We start from the raw sequence: 16,618 nt of genomic DNA, 5'->3' as shown, positions 1-16,618 counted from the left end.
CAACCGCTCGGCACTGGGCCTGCTGGGCTTCACGTCGGCCACCGAGGTGGTGGGCCGCCCGATGCATGCGCTGATCCATCCCGATTGCGTCGACGACGGCACGCGGCCCGCCTCGGCCTGCCGGCTTCACAACGCCTTCCGCCTGCGCGAGGCCACGCACGAAGCCGGCGACACGTTCCGCCGGCACGACGGGGCCCCCTTCGCGGTGGAGTACTGGTCCTACCCGATGTCGGAAGACGGCCACCCCATGGGTGTGGTGGTGACGTTCTTCGACATCAGCGAACGCCTGCGCACGCAAGAAGCCCTGCGCAAGAGCGAGGCGCGGCTGGCCAAGCTGATCGACGCCGTCGCGGACGCCGTGATCTCGATGGACGCGGCCGGCCGCATCGTGCTGTTCAACCGTTCGGCCGAACGCATCTTTGGCCGCACGCTCAGCGACACCTTCGGCGAGCCGGTGGCGCAGCTGACGGCGCCCGCGTCCAGCGCGAAGCTGGCCCGCCTTCTGCAGCAGCCGCCCACCGGCAACGTGCCGGGCGCGGTGCAGGAGCTGACCTGCGTGCGCGCAGACGGCGAGGAGTTTCCGGCCGAAGCGACCGTGTCCAGGATCGACATCGACCAGGGCGTGTTGATGACGATCGTGCTGCGCGATGTCAGCGAGCAGCTGGCTGCGCGCCACGAACGCGAAGCGCGCGAGGCCCTGGAGCACTCGAGCCGCGCGAAGACGCATTTCCTCTCGCGCATGAGCCACGAGCTGCGCACCCCATTGAACGCGGTGCTCGGCTTCGCGCAGCTGATGAGCATCGACACCAGCCGCTCGCTGGACGCGGAGAACCGAGCACGCGTCAAGCACATCGAACGGGCGGGCAGCCATCTGCTGGCGCTGGTCAACGATGTGCTCGATTTGTCGATGGTCGAGTCGGGCCGCCTGTCGCTGTCGCTGGAGACCGTCGACGCGCGCGTGGTGGCCGAAGAGGCCCTGACGGTGGTTGCCCCGTTGGCCCGCGACAGCGGAATCGCGCTCGAGACCTTGCTGACGCATCGCACCGTCGATGCCAGCTTCGCGGCAGATGCCGACAAGGACGCGCGGCTCGACGCGTTCGGCGTCTGGATCCATGCCGACCGGGTCCGGCTGCGGCAGGTGCTGATCAACCTGCTGAGCAACGCGATCAAGTACAACGAGCGCAATGGGCGCGTGACGCTGTCGTTGTTGCCGACTGGCGATGTGTGCCAAGTGGTCGTCACCGACACCGGCGTGGGCATGACGGCCGAGCAGCTGAATCACCTGTTCGAGCCGTTCAATCGCCTCGGCGCCGAACGTTCGGCCGTCGAAGGCACCGGCATCGGGCTGGTGCTGACGCGCCAGCTGGTCGAGCTGATGGACGGCCGGCTCGAGATCACCAGCACCGTGGGCCAGGGCACGGTCGCCACCGTCACCTTGCCGCGCGCAGCGCCCGCCGTCATCACGCAGCGCCTGCCCTCGCTGCCGGAATGTGACGATGGCCAGGCGGGGCCGCTGGATGTGCTCTATGCCGAGGACAACGAGGTCAACATCGAGCTGATGCGACAGGTCACGCTGCTGCGCCCATCGATCAACTTCCGCTACGCCACGAGCGGCGCCGAGGCGCTGAAGATGGCCCAGGAGCAACCACCCGACCTGATGCTGGTCGACATGAACCTCGGCGACACCACAGGCACGTTACTGGCTCAATCGATACGCCGCGACCCCGACACCGCGCGCATCCACCTCGTCGCGTTGTCGGCCGATGCCTTGCCCGGGCAGATCCGCGCCGCACTCGACGGCGGCTTCGAGAACTACCTGACCAAGCCGATCAACTTCGTCGAGATCCTCCGCGTCTTCGACGGCTACAGCAAGCTGTGCGAATCCTCGAAGACCACCGGCGCCCGCCGGGCGGCCACGGTTGACGAGCGATTGCACCACACATCACCTTGACGGCGCTGCGGCCACGGGCGACGTTAGACTGCGCCGATGGTCGTGAAGAGAAGTCAACGGGCCCGCACCAGCTGGTGCCTTCCGCCCGAGCCGCCGGGCGCCTGCCCGCTGTGCGCGCGGCCCTTGGTGCCGGGCGCCAGTGTCGACGAGCACCACCTGGTACCGCGCAGCCAGGGCGGCGTGGCGAAAGAGAAGGTGCACCGCATCTGCCACCGCAAGATCCACGCGACCTTCAACGAGAAGGAGCTGGCGCGCAACTTCCACTCGTGGGAGTCGCTGCGGGCCCATCCGGCGATCGCCGATTTCATTCGCTGGGTGGCCAACAAGCCGCCGGAGTTCTACCGGCGCAATGCGGCGTCTTCCGAGCGGCGTTGAGCTGCGGGGTTGAATGGTGGGCTGAACGCCACCATCGAACGGTCAGGGCACGTACTTGGCGGTATGGGCGTCTTGCTCGTGTGCGCCCGCGGCCACCGGCGACGCGCCCCCCGCAGCGATTCTCCGAGGTGCGGCCTCATCCTCCTGCGCCAGCGGAGTCAGCAGCAGCTTGTGCATGGCACCATGCGCCCCGGTGATCACCAGGAGCCCTCGACCAATGTCTCAGCGCCTCGCATCCTGCAGTTGCGGTCAACTCACGGCCCAGGTCGTCGGGGAGCCGGTCCGCGTCTCCATCTGCCACTGCCTGGCCTGCCAACGCAGGACGGGCAGCGTCTTCGGGCAGCAGGCCAGGTTCCGGCGCGAGGACGTGGCGCTTTCAGGCACCTCATCCGAGTACGTGCGGGTCGGTGACGAGGGCTCTCGCGTCAGGTTCCACTTCTGCCCCCACTGCGGCTCCAAGCCCGAAGGGCTGGAGGCGTACCTTGCCATTCCTGTCGGGGCGTTCGCCGATCCGAGCTTCCCGGCGCCGAGCGTGTCCGTCTACGAGGAACGCATGCACGGCTGGGTCGTTCCGCCAGCCGACGCCGAGCACATCCCCTGAGCTTGCAGCAAGCCCTCCAGCAGGTGTGTGTCCATCGCATGTCGGGGCTCGGCACCACTCAACGAACGGGTTATTCGGCCACCATGCTGCGTACGGCGCATTCCCACCCCGGCCGCGGCACAAGCGCCCCGGGCCGGCGCTCCCAGCACAGCGCCCGCACTGCCTGCACCGCCACGAAGAGGTCTCGCGGTTAAACCGATGTGACGGTGTGTAAGGCCTCAGGTCAGACCCCGTTGACGCCGTCAGACGTGGGGAATACAACCCGGGCACGCGTTCGCGAACAACGTATCGCGAAGAAGAATGGGCATGAGGGTGCCCTGGTCACTGATCCGGTAACTTGAGCAGGCAAAAAGACCGCGCTTGGCTTCCGGCCATTTTTTTTCCCACCGAATGACAACGCTGTCTACTCATCGGAGGAGCCGACATGAACCTTGAACCGAACCCCTCGCGCGAGGGATGGCCCCGTCTGCGTACATCCGCCTGGGCGGTGCTGCCTGCAGCCTTGCTGGCAGCCTGCGGTGGCGGCTCCGACGCGGACGACGTCAACACCACCGGCACCGCGGCCGCGGCGCGTGAGCGCGCGCTGGCGGTCACGACCACCGCCGCGGCCCCGCGCTTCAACTACGCCGAGGCGCTGCAGAAGGTCGTGTTCTTCTACGAGGCCCAGCAGTCCGGCAAGAAGCCTGACTGGAATCGCGTCAGCTGGCGCGGCGACTCGCGCCTGACCGACGGCAGCGATGTCGGCCTGGACCTGACCGGCGGCTGGCACGACGCCGGCGACCACGTGAAGTTCGGCTTCCCGATGGCCTCCACCGCGACCGAGCTGGCCTGGGGCGCCCTCGAATTCGAAGCGGGCCACAAGAGCGCCGGCCAGTACGACGCGTTGCTGCTCAACCTGCGCTTCGTCAACGACTACTTCATCAAGGCACATCCTTCGGCGAATGTGTTCTACGGCCAGGTCGGCAACGGCGGCATCGACCACAGCTGGTGGGGGCCCGTCGAGGTCTACCCGAAAGCCGCGCCAGCCTACAAGATCGACAGCAGCTGCGGCGGCTCGGACCTGGCCGGCGAGACCGCCGCAGCGATGGCCGCCGCGTCGATGGTCTTCAAGCCGACCGACGCAACCTACGCGGCCAAGCTGCTGACCCACGCCAAACAGCTCTACACGCTGGCCGACACCAAGCGCCAGAAATACAGCGAATGCATCACCGACGCGGCGTCGTACTACAACTCGTGGTCGGGCTACATCGACGAGCTGGCCTGGGGCGCCGTGTGGCTGTACCGCGCGACCGGCGAGCAGGCCTATCTCGACAAGGCCGAATCCTATGTGCACACCGGTGCCGGCGGCTTCGGCACCGAGGGCCAGACGCCCTACCTGCCCTACAAGTGGACGCAGGACTGGGACAGCAAGCACTACGGCGTCTACCTGCTGCTCGCGCGCATCACCGGCAAGCAGAAGTACAAGGACGCGATCGAGCGCAACCTCGCCTACTGGACCACCGGCACGCCCGAAGGTGAGCGCGTCACGATGACACCCGGCGGCCTGGCCTGGCTGTCGCAATGGGGCTCGCTGCGCTATGCGATGAACGAGTCGTTCCTCGCGATGGTCTATGCGAAGGACGTGACCGACGCGAACAAGAAGCAGACCTACCGCGACTTCGCGACCAAGCAGCTGCACTATGCGCTGGGCGACAACCCGCGCAACGGCAGCTACCTGATCGGCTTCGGTGCCAACTCACCGCAGCATCCGCACCACCGCACCGCGCACGGTTCATGGTCCGACAGCATGTCGCTGCCGGCCAACCACCGGCACAAGCTCTACGGCGCGCTGGTCGGCGGCCCGAGTTCGACCGACGCCTACACCGACAGCATCAGCGACTTCGTCTCGAACGAGGTGGCGACCGACTACAACGCCGCGATCACCGGCGTGCTCGCCGCCGCGCAACAGCTGTACCCGGGCAGCAGCCCGCTGCCGGACTTCCCGCAGCCCGAAGTGCCCACCGAAGACGAGCAGTTCGTCGAGGCCGGCATCAACAGCTCCGGCGCGACCTACACCGAGATCAAGGCGCTGGTGAACAACCGCTCGGGCTGGCCGGCGCACAACGCCGACAAGCTGAGCTTCCGTTACTACGTCGACCTGACCGAGGTGTTCGCCGCCGGCCACACCGCCGCCGACATCAAGGTCAGCTCGGGTTATTCGGAAGGGGGCGTCGTCAAGCAGCTGCAGCGCTGCGGCAACAGCAACCTCTACTTCGCCACCGGCGATTTCAGCGGCACCAACATCTACCCGGGCGGCCAGTCGGCCTACAAGAAAGAGCTGCAGATGCGCATCGCCGCACCGGACGGCAGCAACTACTGGAACCCGGCGAACGACCCGTCCTACGTCGGCCTGCCGCCTTCCGGCGTGGCCAAGGTCACCAGCATCGCGCTGTTCGACAACGGCCGCCGCGTCTTCGGCGTCGAGCCCAAGGCCTGCGGTGGCGACCCGCCGCCGCTGCCCGATGTGCCGCAAGGCCTGACGGCGACCGGCGGTGTCGGCAAGATCTCGCTGGCCTGGCAGGACGCGGCCAACGCCGCGAGCTACACCGTCAAGCGCTCGACCACCGGCTCGCCCGGCAGCTTCACGCCGGTCGGCTCACCCACCGACAACGCCTATGTCGACTCGGGCCTGGCCGGCGGCAAGACCTTCTACTACGTGGTCAGTGCACACAACGAGGCAGGCGACAGCGCCGACAGCGACGTCGCCTCGGCCACCACCGTGTTGGCGCCGCCGGCCGCGCCCGAGCCCACCGCCACGCCCGGCAACGAGAAGGTGACGCTGAGCTGGCCAGCGGTCGACGGTGCGAAGACCTACGAGATCGCCCGCGCCGTCAGCGCCGGCGGCCCGTTTGCCAAGATCAAGAAGGGGCTGACCGTCACGACCTTCGTCGACAAGGGTCTGACCAACGGCACGACCTACTACTACAAGGTCGTCGCCCGCAACAGCGCCGGGGCGACAGCGTCGGCCGTGGTGTCGGCCAAGCCGACCAAGGGCGGCGTACCGCCGAGTGCACCGGTGGTCACCCCGACCGCGGGCGACAAGAAGGTGAGCCTGGCCTGGCCCGCGGCCACCGGCGCGACCGGATACATCGTCAAGCGCAGCCTGGCGTCCAGCGGCCCCTTCGACGTGCTGGCCACGCTCGACGGTGCCACGCTCGCCTACACCGACACCGGGTTGACCAACGGCACGCCGTACTACTACATCGTGGTGGCGACGAACAAGGCCGGCAAGACGCCGTCTGCGATGGTGACCGCCACGCCCAAGGCAGGCGGCGGCGAAGCCTGCACGCTGACCGTGGATTCGAGCAACGACTGGGGCACCGGCCAGGTGCTGACCGTGAGTCTGCTGAACAACGGCAACACCACGCTCAGCAACTGGACGGCCACCTTCACCGAGTCGAACACCTTCACGATCACCAACAGCTGGGACGGCACCTTCACGCTCAGCGGCAACAAGGTGAACCTGGTGCCCCTGGCCCACAACAAGGACGTGCCGCCCAACACCACCAAGTCCGCCGGCATGCAGATCAGCTATTCGGGTGCGAAGCCGGTGCCGTCGGCGGCTTCGGTGCCAGGGCATGACTGCACCGTCGTGATCAAGTAACGAGGAGACCCCGCATGAACCCGATCCAACCCATCCGCCGGCTGGTTGCAGCCTTCGCCGCCATCGGCGCGGCCAGCATGCTGTTCGCCCAGCCGGCCCATGCCGAACGCTCGCTGGAAACCGCGGTCGATTCGTCCACCGTGGCCGAAGAGGCCCTGGCTGCACTGGGCGACGACCTGCACATTCCGTCCAAGGGCCAGTACAAGGCACCGTTCCACGTCAAGGGCAAGAAGATCCTCGACGTCAACGGCAAGGTCGTGCAGATGCATGGCGTCAACTGGTTCGGCTTCGAGACGCCCGACAGCATCGTGCACGGCCTGTGGGCACGCAGCTACCAGGACATGGTCAGGCAGATGAAAGAGCTCGGCTTCAACGCCGTCCGCCTGCCCTTCTGCCCGAAGACGCTGACGACTCCCAACATCAGCGGCGGCGTGCGCTACGACCTGAACCCCGACCTGCAGGGCAAGACACCGCTGCAGGCGATGGACCGGATCATCGCGGAGTTCGCCAACAACGGCTTCTACATCCTGCTCGACCACCACCGGCCCGACTGCAACGCGATCTCGCAGATGCCCAATATCCCAGGCTACTCGCTGGACGACTGGATCCGCGACCTGGTGTTCGTGACCACACGGTACAAGGACGTCAAGAACGTGATCGGCATCGACCTGAAGAACGAGCCGCACTCCGACTGGGGCACCGGCGCCTTCTGGGGCACCGGCAAGATCGAGAACGACTGGAAGCTGGCGGCCGAGCGCGCTGGCGCCGCCGTGCACGCCGCCAACCCGAAGGTGCTGGTGTTCGTCGAAGGCGTGTCGGACAACAACGGCAGCTGCCAGACGCCCGACGGCCACTGGTGGGGCGGCAACATCGAGCCTGTCGAGTGCTTCCCGATCGACGAGAACCAGATCCCGCGCGGCAAGCTGGTGCTGTCGCCGCACATCTACGGCCCCGACGTGGCCGACCAGGCCTACTTCGCCGACAGCGCGGGCTTCCCGAACAACATGCCGCGAATCTGGGAGAACCAGATGGGCCGCTTCATGGCGACCTACCCCGTCGTGCTGGGTGAATTCGGCGGCAAGTTCATGGGCAAGGACCAGGTCTGGCAGACCCACTTCGTCGACTGGCTCAAGTGCAAGAACACCAAGAACTTCTTCTACTGGTCGTGGAACCCGAACAGTGGTGACACCGGCGGCATCCTGAAAGACGACTGGATCAGCGTGAACACCGAGAAGTACCAGAACCTGAAGCGCCTGTGGGACGGCTCACCGGTCGACCACGACATCTGCGCCACCAGCGGACTCCACGCAGACTGAAAGGAACCACCATGACCACCCGTTCTTCGATGCGCAGCGCGTTGCTGCTGGCACCGATCGCGCTGGCGAGCGCGCAGGCGCTGGCCCACGGCCTGATCCAGGATCCGCCGTCGCGCAACTGGTTCTGCGGCGCGATCACCAAGCCCGACCACATCACCAACGGCACCGCCAAGTACCCCGAGTGCAAGACCGCGTTCGACACCAACTGGACCGGCAGCTACAACTTCATGAGCGTGCTGACGCACACCAAGGGCCGCTCCGAGGTGACGCCGCTGCCGGCCAATGTCTGCGGCTTCAATGCCGAGACCTTCGGCAACAGTGCCACGCCGTGGGACACGCCGATGCAGTGGCCCGTCAACAAGGTCAGCGCCGGTCGCAAGGAGTTCACCTGGAACATCTCGTGGGGGCCGCATTACTCCGACACCGCGGACTTCCACTACTACATCACCAAGCCGGGTTTCGAATGGTCGCCGACCCGCGCACTGACCTGGGCCGATTTCGAAGACCAGCCCTTCTGCAAGCTGAGCTACGACGACACCAGGCCCGATGGCAACCCTGACGTGGTGCCCGACAAGGGCGCGACGCTGTTCCACACCTTCTGCCAGTTGCCCGCGCGCAATGGCCGCCATGTCGTCTATGGCGAGTGGGGTCGCAACTTCTTCACCTTCGAGCGCTTCCACAGCTGCGTCGACGTGGAGTATGAAGGCACGTCCGGCAAGCCGCCGGTGGCAGCGATCGCCTTCAACCCTGACGTCGATGAAGTGATCGGCAAGACCACCGTGGTCCTCGATGGCACCGGCTCCAAGGGCAAGGGCCTGACCTACGCCTGGAGCCTGAACCCGAGCGACCTGGGCTCGGCCAAGATCGTCGACGCCAACAAGCCCAAGGCCAGGCTGGTGCTGACCGAGCCGCAGGTCAACGAGAACCTGCAGGTCTCGCTACTGGTGAAGAACGCGGCCGGGTTGACCGACACCGAGTCGAAGACGCTGCTTCACAAGCCCACCGGCGGCTCCAAGTGGACAGGCCTCGGCCCGTTGACGACCACGCCGCTGACGCTGCATGCCAACGACAGCGTCAACGTGCGCACGGTGCTGACGACCGGTGCCGACAACTACGTGCCCAATCCGGCACTGGTGCTGACCGACGCCAACGCCGGTGCCAGCCAGTGGCCGCTGGCGCTGGGCCAGGCGGTGAACGCGACCGACAGCGGTCTGCGCATCGGGGTGGTCAACCAGCAGGGAGCGATCAAGCCGGTTGCCGATGCCACGGCCAACCGCATGTTTGCGGCCAAGGGCTCGAAGATTGCCAGCGCCTTCCTGCAGGTCACGGTGTCGAACAAGATCGCTGCGAGCTACACCGTCACCAGTGACTGGGATGCGGGCTATTGCGCCAGCGTGAAGGTCAGCAACAACGACTCGGTGCCGGTGAAGTGGAAGACGACGATGAAGATCGTCGGCCAGGCCAACAACGTCTGGAACCTGGTCTGGTCGCAGGCCGGCGATACGCTGACGATCGAAGGCCCGCCCAACAACAACGTGCTGCAGCCCGGTGCCAACTACACCGACGGCGGCTTCTGCGCGACGAAGTAGGCCGCCTCGAGGCCAGGGCCGTGCCAGCGCAGGCCGGCACGGCCCTTGTCATTGCCGAGGCCCCGTGCCACTTCAGCGCGAGCTGCGTGGCTGGGGCCATGTCGAGCATGCGTTCTTCGAGGCCATTCGGGGCCGCGAGGACGGGACGCTGCGCCGGAATACGTGGCGCTGGACAGCGGCTACGCCGCTCAGGCCCACCTGTGCCGTGACACGTTGCGCCTGACTGGCTGCCGCCCGGACGCCCATTCACTCGCTGACGCCGTACTTCCTGAGCAGTTCCCGGTACTCCGGCTTCTGCTTGTAGGCCTTCATCGCCTCGGAAAAGCGCCTGGCCAGCTCCTGGTGTTGCTTCGCCTTGGAGAAGACGAGGTACAGATCGCGTCGCTCTGACAATACCGGGCTCAGCAGGCTGACGCTGTCGGCCATGCCCAATTTTTCAGCGGCGAACTTCATATCGCCCACATACCCAACAGCGATCTGGACGTGGCCCGCCGCGAGCATCTTCAACAATGCGTATTCGTCTTCGGCGCCATTGTCCTTGTCGAGAAAGTTCGCGTTGTCAAACATCTCTCCATAGGAAAAGCCTCGGCAAGTTCCGAGCTTGTAGCCCTTCAAAGAGCTCAGGTCACCAGAAAAACTGAGCTTCCTTTCGTTGCTCTTCAGGATGAAGAGGCCTATTCGGGTGCTCGACAGGATGTTTCCTTCCATGAAGTAGCCGAACTGCTCACGCTCAGCCGTCCGGGACATGTAGGTGATCGCATCGGCCTCACCCTGCTTCAGCATCCTGATGGCTCGCAACCACGGATAGGACTGAATGACCACCGGCACCCCAAGGGCCTTGGACACGCTCTGGACCATCTCCACGTGAATACCGGCCGGCTCGCCGTTGACGACCGTTTCCCACGGAGGCCAGGAGCCGTCGGGGCGAACCACGAGCAGGCTGCTCTCGCCGGCAACGCAGACGGAGGCAATCAGCAAGGTGGCGAAAAGGCAGCACGCCGTTGGGATGACTGATCTCACAGCAAATCCACATCCAGGCAAACGCATTTCACGGCAATAGAAAACTTGCCGATGCTAGTCCTGTCGCGACACGCTTACAACTCGCAGACACCGTGCAAGACCTGCCGCCTAGGCACAGCTTGCAGGTCCGGGAAGGCGCCTTGCCAGCTGCGCAGCGACCTTCGAGTTGGATGGTGAGTGGGATTCCACGATTCAGAAGACGACGCAGACGTGGCGACGGCGCCTCGCCGCCCCCAACCTAGGGAGTACCAACGCCCTCCGAGCTGCTTAGCATCCAATACCTAACTTAAGAAAGGATTGGACATGCAAGCTCGTATTTCACTCATCGCCTCTGGCGCCTTGCTCGCGTTCTGCACTTTCGCCGCCACTGCGGCTCTCGCCGCCCCGCCGGTCTACAAGATCGAAACCATCGACAAGGCACACAATACCCTGCCGCGTTGGGCATTGGGCATCAGCAACAACGGCATCGTCACCGGCGAGGCGTGGATGAACAGCCGCTACAGCTCCAGCGCCTTCCGGTACAAGAACGGGACGACCCGTCCGCTGTTGGCGCCGGACACCTGGGATGCCGCCGGCTGGCGCGTCAATGACGACGGCGCCGTGGCCGGCTGGGTCGGCTACGAGGCGTGGACCTGGGACAAGGCCGGCGCGGGCACCAACCTGGACGCGTTGGTGCCCTGTGATGCCGATGGCAGCCGAGACAGCAAGGGAAGCGGCATCAACAGCGCCGGTGACGTGGTGCTCAGCTTCATATGCGACCGTGCCGGCGTCCGGGTATTTGGCGCGTACCTGTACCGCGGCGGCAACATGATCGACCTCGGCACGCTCGGTGGCAACTACACCACGGCCAACGCCATCAACAACGCCGGCCAGATCGTGGGAAGCTCGTTCCTCGCGCCTGACAGCGACGGAAAAGTCCACGCGCGCGCGTACATCTGGGAAAACGGCAGCATGCGCGATCTTGGCACGCTCGGCGGCTCCGATTCCAGTGCAGTGGACATCAATGACGCCGGCCACGTGACCGGCATGGCCCGCAACGCGGCGAACGAGAACCGCGCCTACTGGTACGACGGCACCACGATGCATCAGCTGCCCACCTGCCACGGCAGCGACAACTGGCCGCAACCGAGAGCCATCAACAACCACGGCCAGATCACCGGCGACTACTTCGGCAAGGGCTTCGAAGCCTTCCTGTACCAGAAGGGCCGCTGCTACTCGCTGCTGACCCTCCTGGATGCCAGTGGTGCCGGGTGGACCGCCTTGCAGGCCTATGACATCAACGACAAAGGCGTGATCGTGGGCGCGGGCGTGTTCAACGGCAAGGGCCGCGCCTTCATCGCGACGCCGGTCAAACCCTGAGCCCCCCCCGCGCCTCGGCGGCGGTGCGACAGCGGCGGCGTCAGCCCCGCGTAGATGCCATTGACCGCCGCCGCCAGACTCTGCGTGACATGCGAGCGCTCCTCATCGCCTCAGCTAAAGTCGAGCGCATTCATCGCAACGCCGGTGAAACAATGACAACCGGTCGGTGAAAGAGGGCCGGCCTGTCAGGAACATTTCTTGACCATGGCCGGTCCGTTTTTCAGTCATGATGCACCCCACTAACTCGCTAGAAGGACGTCATCATGACTTTCCAACACAGTCTCACGGCCGCGCGTTCCGCGCTGGCCGCGGCCACCCTGGCCTTTGCCGGTGGCGTTGTCGCCGCACCGCTCTACAGCATTCAGAAGCTGGATCGGCCGGAGGGCGTCCAGCCGGACAATGCCACCGCCATCAGCGACAACGGCATCGTTGTCGGCTTTGGCCGCATCGGCGACGGCCCCTACACCGCCCCGCTCATCCGCAGGCACCACAAGACCCACCGGATGGAAAGCCCGGATCGCGCATTTCCCGAGGTGTGGTCGGTCAACAAACTGGGCGAATCGGCCGGCCACTCCAGCCTCAACTCCACCGCCGTCATTTGGGACAGCACTGGCCATTCCACCGACCTCGACTCGCTGATCCCTTGCGACGCCGACGACGGCGGCAGAAACACTCGGGCCGTGGACATCAACAACAACAGCGAAGTGCTGGTCGCGCTCGAGTGCTGGGAGCGGAACTGGTTCAACCATGCATTTGTCTACCACGCCGGCACGGTGACGCCGGTCGGCGATCTGGGCGGCGGCGACGCCCGCGCCAACGACATCAACAACCTGGGTCAGGTCGTGGGCATTTCCACGCTGCCGCCTGACGGCCAAGGCAAGAGCGTCAGCCATGCCTTCGTCTGGGACAAAGGCGTGATGCGCGACCTGGGAACGCTGGGCGGCGGCCAGTTCAGCAATGCGAAAGCCATCAACGACCTCGGCCACATGGCAGTGATCGCCGACGACCAGGCCGGCAAGGTGCAGTTGTACCTTCACGACGGTACGTCGGCGCGCAAGCTGCACAACTGCAACGACGACCGCGCGATGTACCCAGTGGCGATCAACAACCACGACGACATCGTCGCCAACACCGCAATCGAACAAGAGGGCTATCTGTTCCAGAACGGTCACTGCTACCACCTGGTCGACCTGCTGGACGCCAGTGGCACCGGCTGGGAAGAGCTCACCATCAACGACATCAACCACAAGGGCGTGATCGTCGGCTACGGCTTCCTGAACCGCCAGCTTCGCGGGTTCATCGCGACACCAGTTCGCCGCTGACGCGTGGGCCCTCGTTCGCCGGTATGCAGGGCCGCAGCGATGCGCCCTTCAGCCGCCGACCGTGCGGGCGCGCCAATTGCCCGTGCTGTTGGTTGGTGACGGCGCAGCCCCGGGCGACGCCAGTCACCCTCTGCCCAGTAGGGCTGCCCCGTCCGAGGCAACCTGTGCTCCGGTGCAGGGCACTCATCGACAGCGGAGGGACACATGGCGCTAACCGCAGAAATCCGATGGTTCTGGCCGCACGCGACGCCCTCGGCGTTTGCAGTGTGGTTCCGAAGCTCTGTCCATCACGGGTGCATGGTGGGGGGCGGCCGGTCTTGCGCCGACACCCACCTGCGCTGGGAAGGCCACCCGCGCTGGGACATCCGCCGCCGGGGCGCCTCCATCAGCATCAAGGCCTACCAGACTTCGCTGCCGGAGGCCTGCAACGCGCCACCGTTCGAGGGCGACGTTTCGCTGTGGTTCGACCTGATCTCGAAACACGATCCCCCGCCCGACGCGGTGCCGGTGGATCTGATCGGGCGGCGCTGGCAGCGCCTGTTCGACACGGCCGGCCGGCAGCCGGTCGAAATCCGCATGGCCGCGCCGGGCGCGGCGGCCAAGGTCCAGGCGGCGGACGTGAGCCCGCGCTGCGAAGTCGACTTGGCCGAGTTCGAAGTCGGCGCATTCGGCGAGCGCTGGGCCACCTTCGGCCTGACCGCCCACGGCCCCAGCGATTCGCTTGCCGAGAGCATCCGGCACACGGCAGTGGTGCTCGGCGAACGCAGGCCGCCGTCACTGGAAGACGCGTTCGCGATGACGCTGCCCGAGTGGCTGCTGCGCCCTGGCGCGTCCTGGCGGCACGATATCCCGCTGCTGCGCTTCCGGCGCCCGGTGCGGCCCGAGCATCGCCCCCCGTCGTTGCCGACCAGTGCCGGCTCCTGACGCGGCACGCGGGCCGGTGCGCGCGACTTCGGCCGCCGCCGAAGCAGAGATGGCTCGCCGGCGCCATCCCCAGGCTTGACGGCGGAGCGACCCCGATGCGGCTTGCGTCGCCCCGGTGCACCCGCCTAACATCCGGTCCTCGCCCAGTATGCCACTCAAATAATCCATCAGTTTGACTGACTGCCACGATCGTTCGAACGACCACGAAGAGCACCCGGGCGCCCACGGGGCGCCCCTGCGCCCCACGCCTCAGCGCTTTCGCCTGAAAGGACCCGCAATGCCCGCCTCGATTCCCCCTCGCGCCGCCACGCCAAGCCGGTGTGCGGCGGTCGCCCTCGCCGCGTTCGTCGCCTGTACGACCACTGCCGCGCTCGCTGCGCCGCCGCTCTACCACATCGAGGTCATCGACAAGGGCAAGTCGATCCGCCCGACGACCGGTTACGCGATCGCCAACAACGGCACCGTCGCGGGCCAGGGTCGTGACTTCGAGGGCATGCAGGCGGCCTTCCTTCGCGCGGACGGCAAGACCCGCAAGCTCGACACCCAGGGCTCGCTCCGTGGCGGCGCCTACGGTGTCAACAACCACGGCGTCGCCGTGGGCTACAACGAGTCACAGGCCGCGATGTGGGACGCGAACGGCGTTGCCACCGACCTGAGCGCGCTGATCGCGTGCGATCGGGTCGTCCGCAGCTACGCCTACAGCGTCAATGACGCCGGCGCCGCGGTGGGCACCTTCAGTTGCGACAACAGCGGCGGCTGGGAATACGGCTCGTTCATCTTCTACAACGGCAGCCTGTCCAAGCTGCCGGACTTCGGCAACGGGAACACCGTGGCGATCGGCATCAACAAGTTCGGCCAGGTGGTCGGCTCATCCGAATACCCGCCGCAGGACGGCAAGCGTCGCATGCATGCGTTCTCGTGGCACAACGGCGTGATGACCGACATCGGCACCCTGCCCGGCCACGCCGAGAGCGAGGCCACGGCCGTCAATGACCTGGGCCAGATCATCGGCCGCTCGAACGCGCCGGACGGCGACGCCGAAAGCTTCGTCTACGTCAACGGCACGATGCACCCGCTGCCACGTTGTGCCGGCAACCGGGTGATCACCGAGGCGATCAACAACAAGGGCCAGATCGTCGGCAGCTACCTGCTCAAGCGCTACGAGGCCGCGCTGATCCAGGATGGCCGCTGCTATCCGCTGAACGCGCTGCTGGACGACAGCGGCAAGGACTGGTGGCAGCTGCGCGCCTACGACATCAACGATGACGGCGTGATCGTCGGCACCGGCAATTTCGACAACAAATGGCGTGGCTTCATCGCCACCCCGGTCAAGCGCTGACCCGCCCGCGCCTAGGGCCTGTTAACACTACGGAGACCCGATGGGCCTCCGTAGTGTTAACAGGCCCCAATCGAAAGGTCGAACATGACTCACCCGCTTACCCAAGCCCTGCCGCGCGTGGCGCTGGCCCTGATCACCCTGGCTGCGTCTGCCGCGATCGCGGGCACCCCGCCGATGTACCGCATCGAGAAGGTCAAGCGCGACGAGACCGGCCACCTGAAAGCTCACTCGGCGCGATCGATCAACAACGACGGCGTCGTCGTCGGCTGGTCCAGGGTCGACAACTTCGGCTACATCCCCTTCATGCTGGACGGCCGGCGGCCGCAGCAGATGCAAGGACCGGCGGCCTCGGCGATGTACAACGGCCAGACCATCAACATCCGGCGTGAAGTGGCGGGCTCGATCTACCCCAATGCCTACCTGTGGGACAGCGCAGGCACGCCGCTCAACCTGGGCCCGCTGCTGCCCTGCACGGGCACCAAGTCCAGCGCCAGCGCAGCCATCAACGACGCCGGTGTCGCCGTGGGCAACTACACCTGCACGGTCAACCGCAAGACCAGGTACGGCGCATGGATCTACCGCGACGGCCAGATGGCCGACCTGGGTACCTTGGGTGGCGCCGGCAACCAGGTGTACGGCATCAACAACAGCGGGCAGGTGGTCGGCGGCGCCGGCGCCCTCGTCAACGGCAAAGCCGTCACCCACGCCTACCTGTGGCAAGACGGTGTGATGCAAGACCTCGGCACGCTGGGCGAAGACAACAGCGAGGCCACTGCGATCAACGAGGCCGGCTATGTGGTCGGCCGCTCGTACGGCAGCTACCCCGCCGGGTCTCAGGCCTTCGTCTACAAGGACGGCACCATGAAGGCGATGCCCACCTGCGCCGGCAACACCCTCATGCCGTCGGCGATCAACAACCACGGCCAGGTGGTCGGCAACTTCCGCGTCCGCTATTCGCAGACCGCGGTGCTGGTCCACCAAGGCCAGTGCTATTTCCTGTCGGCGCTGCTCGACGACAGCGCCGAAGACTGGCGCGATCTGTGGGTCTACGACATCAACGACGACGGCGTGATCGTCGGCGAAGGCAACAAGGGGGCGTTCGTCGCGACACCGCTGAGGCGCTGAGGCACGGCCATGACGTCGGGGCCACCCGTCGCCCCATGACGCCAGGCCGCTCCG

The 16,618-nt window shown here is 66.1% G+C and carries 12 protein-coding genes; 11 read left to right on the top strand and 1 reads right to left on the bottom strand.

The annotated features are described in order from the left end of the window. The 6 genes from VFY73_RS09275 to VFY73_RS09250 all read left to right on the top strand — a co-directional run. Window positions 1-1,951 (top strand): ATP-binding protein (locus VFY73_RS09275; RefSeq protein WP_329717925.1); only part of this gene is annotated, 1,951 nt, incomplete at its 5' end. Between the two features lie 36 nt (window positions 1,952-1,987). Further along, complete coding sequence (locus VFY73_RS09270; protein WP_329717924.1) at window positions 1,988-2,326, top strand: HNH endonuclease; 339 nt, start codon at window positions 1,988-1,990, stop codon at window positions 2,324-2,326. Between the two features lie 217 nt (window positions 2,327-2,543). Beyond that, window positions 2,544-2,927, top strand: a complete 384-nt coding sequence (locus VFY73_RS09265) for a GFA family protein (protein ID WP_329717922.1) — start codon at window positions 2,544-2,546, stop codon at window positions 2,925-2,927. A gap of 424 nt (window positions 2,928-3,351) precedes the next feature. Then, window positions 3,352-6,570: a glycoside hydrolase family 9 protein gene (locus VFY73_RS09260; RefSeq protein WP_329717920.1), complete on the top strand. Its 3,219-nt coding sequence runs from the start codon at window positions 3,352-3,354 to the stop codon at window positions 6,568-6,570. 14 nt (window positions 6,571-6,584) lie between these two features. Further along, a complete protein-coding gene (locus tag VFY73_RS09255; protein ID WP_329717918.1) occupies window positions 6,585-7,886 on the top strand; it encodes a glycoside hydrolase family 5 protein in 1,302 nt (433 codons plus the stop codon). Between the two features lie 11 nt (window positions 7,887-7,897). Beyond that, window positions 7,898-9,475, top strand: a complete 1,578-nt coding sequence (locus tag VFY73_RS09250; RefSeq protein WP_329717916.1) for a lytic polysaccharide monooxygenase — start codon at window positions 7,898-7,900, stop codon at window positions 9,473-9,475. Between the two features lie 246 nt (window positions 9,476-9,721). On the opposite strand, the gene VFY73_RS09245 is transcribed toward VFY73_RS09250, so the two are convergent. After that, complete coding sequence (locus VFY73_RS09245) at window positions 9,722-10,453, bottom strand: substrate-binding periplasmic protein (protein ID WP_329717914.1); 732 nt, start codon at window positions 10,451-10,453, stop codon at window positions 9,722-9,724. 345 nt (window positions 10,454-10,798) lie between these two features. Between VFY73_RS09245 and VFY73_RS09240 the strand changes: the two genes are divergently transcribed. The 5 genes from VFY73_RS09240 (at window position 10,799) to VFY73_RS09220 (ending at window position 16,564) form a co-directional block, all read left to right on the top strand. Next, the gene (locus tag VFY73_RS09240; RefSeq protein ID WP_329717912.1) at window positions 10,799-11,854 is read left to right on the top strand and encodes a hypothetical protein; all 1,056 of its coding nucleotides are present in this window, start codon (window positions 10,799-10,801) and stop codon (window positions 11,852-11,854) included. A gap of 263 nt (window positions 11,855-12,117) precedes the next feature. Further along, window positions 12,118-13,176 (top strand): hypothetical protein, encoded by a 1,059-nt coding sequence (locus VFY73_RS09235; protein WP_329717910.1) that lies wholly within the window; start codon window positions 12,118-12,120, stop codon window positions 13,174-13,176. Between the two features lie 297 nt (window positions 13,177-13,473). Next, window positions 13,474-14,100 (top strand): hypothetical protein, encoded by a 627-nt coding sequence (locus VFY73_RS09230; protein ID WP_329717908.1) that lies wholly within the window; start codon window positions 13,474-13,476, stop codon window positions 14,098-14,100. Window positions 14,101-14,377: 277 nt separating this feature from the next. Then, the gene (locus VFY73_RS09225) at window positions 14,378-15,439 is read left to right on the top strand and encodes a hypothetical protein (RefSeq protein ID WP_329717906.1); all 1,062 of its coding nucleotides are present in this window, start codon (window positions 14,378-14,380) and stop codon (window positions 15,437-15,439) included. Window positions 15,440-15,523: 84 nt separating this feature from the next. Beyond that, window positions 15,524-16,564: a hypothetical protein gene (locus tag VFY73_RS09220; protein ID WP_329717904.1), complete on the top strand. Its 1,041-nt coding sequence runs from the start codon at window positions 15,524-15,526 to the stop codon at window positions 16,562-16,564. Window positions 16,565-16,618 lie beyond the last annotated feature (54 nt).

The sequence above is a fragment of the Ideonella sp. genome (genome assembly GCF_036277275.1).
GTDB lineage: Bacteria > Pseudomonadota > Gammaproteobacteria > Burkholderiales > Burkholderiaceae_C > Ideonella.
Note: the sequence above shows the minus strand (reverse complement) of the source record. Positions and strands in the feature narration are given on the sequence as shown.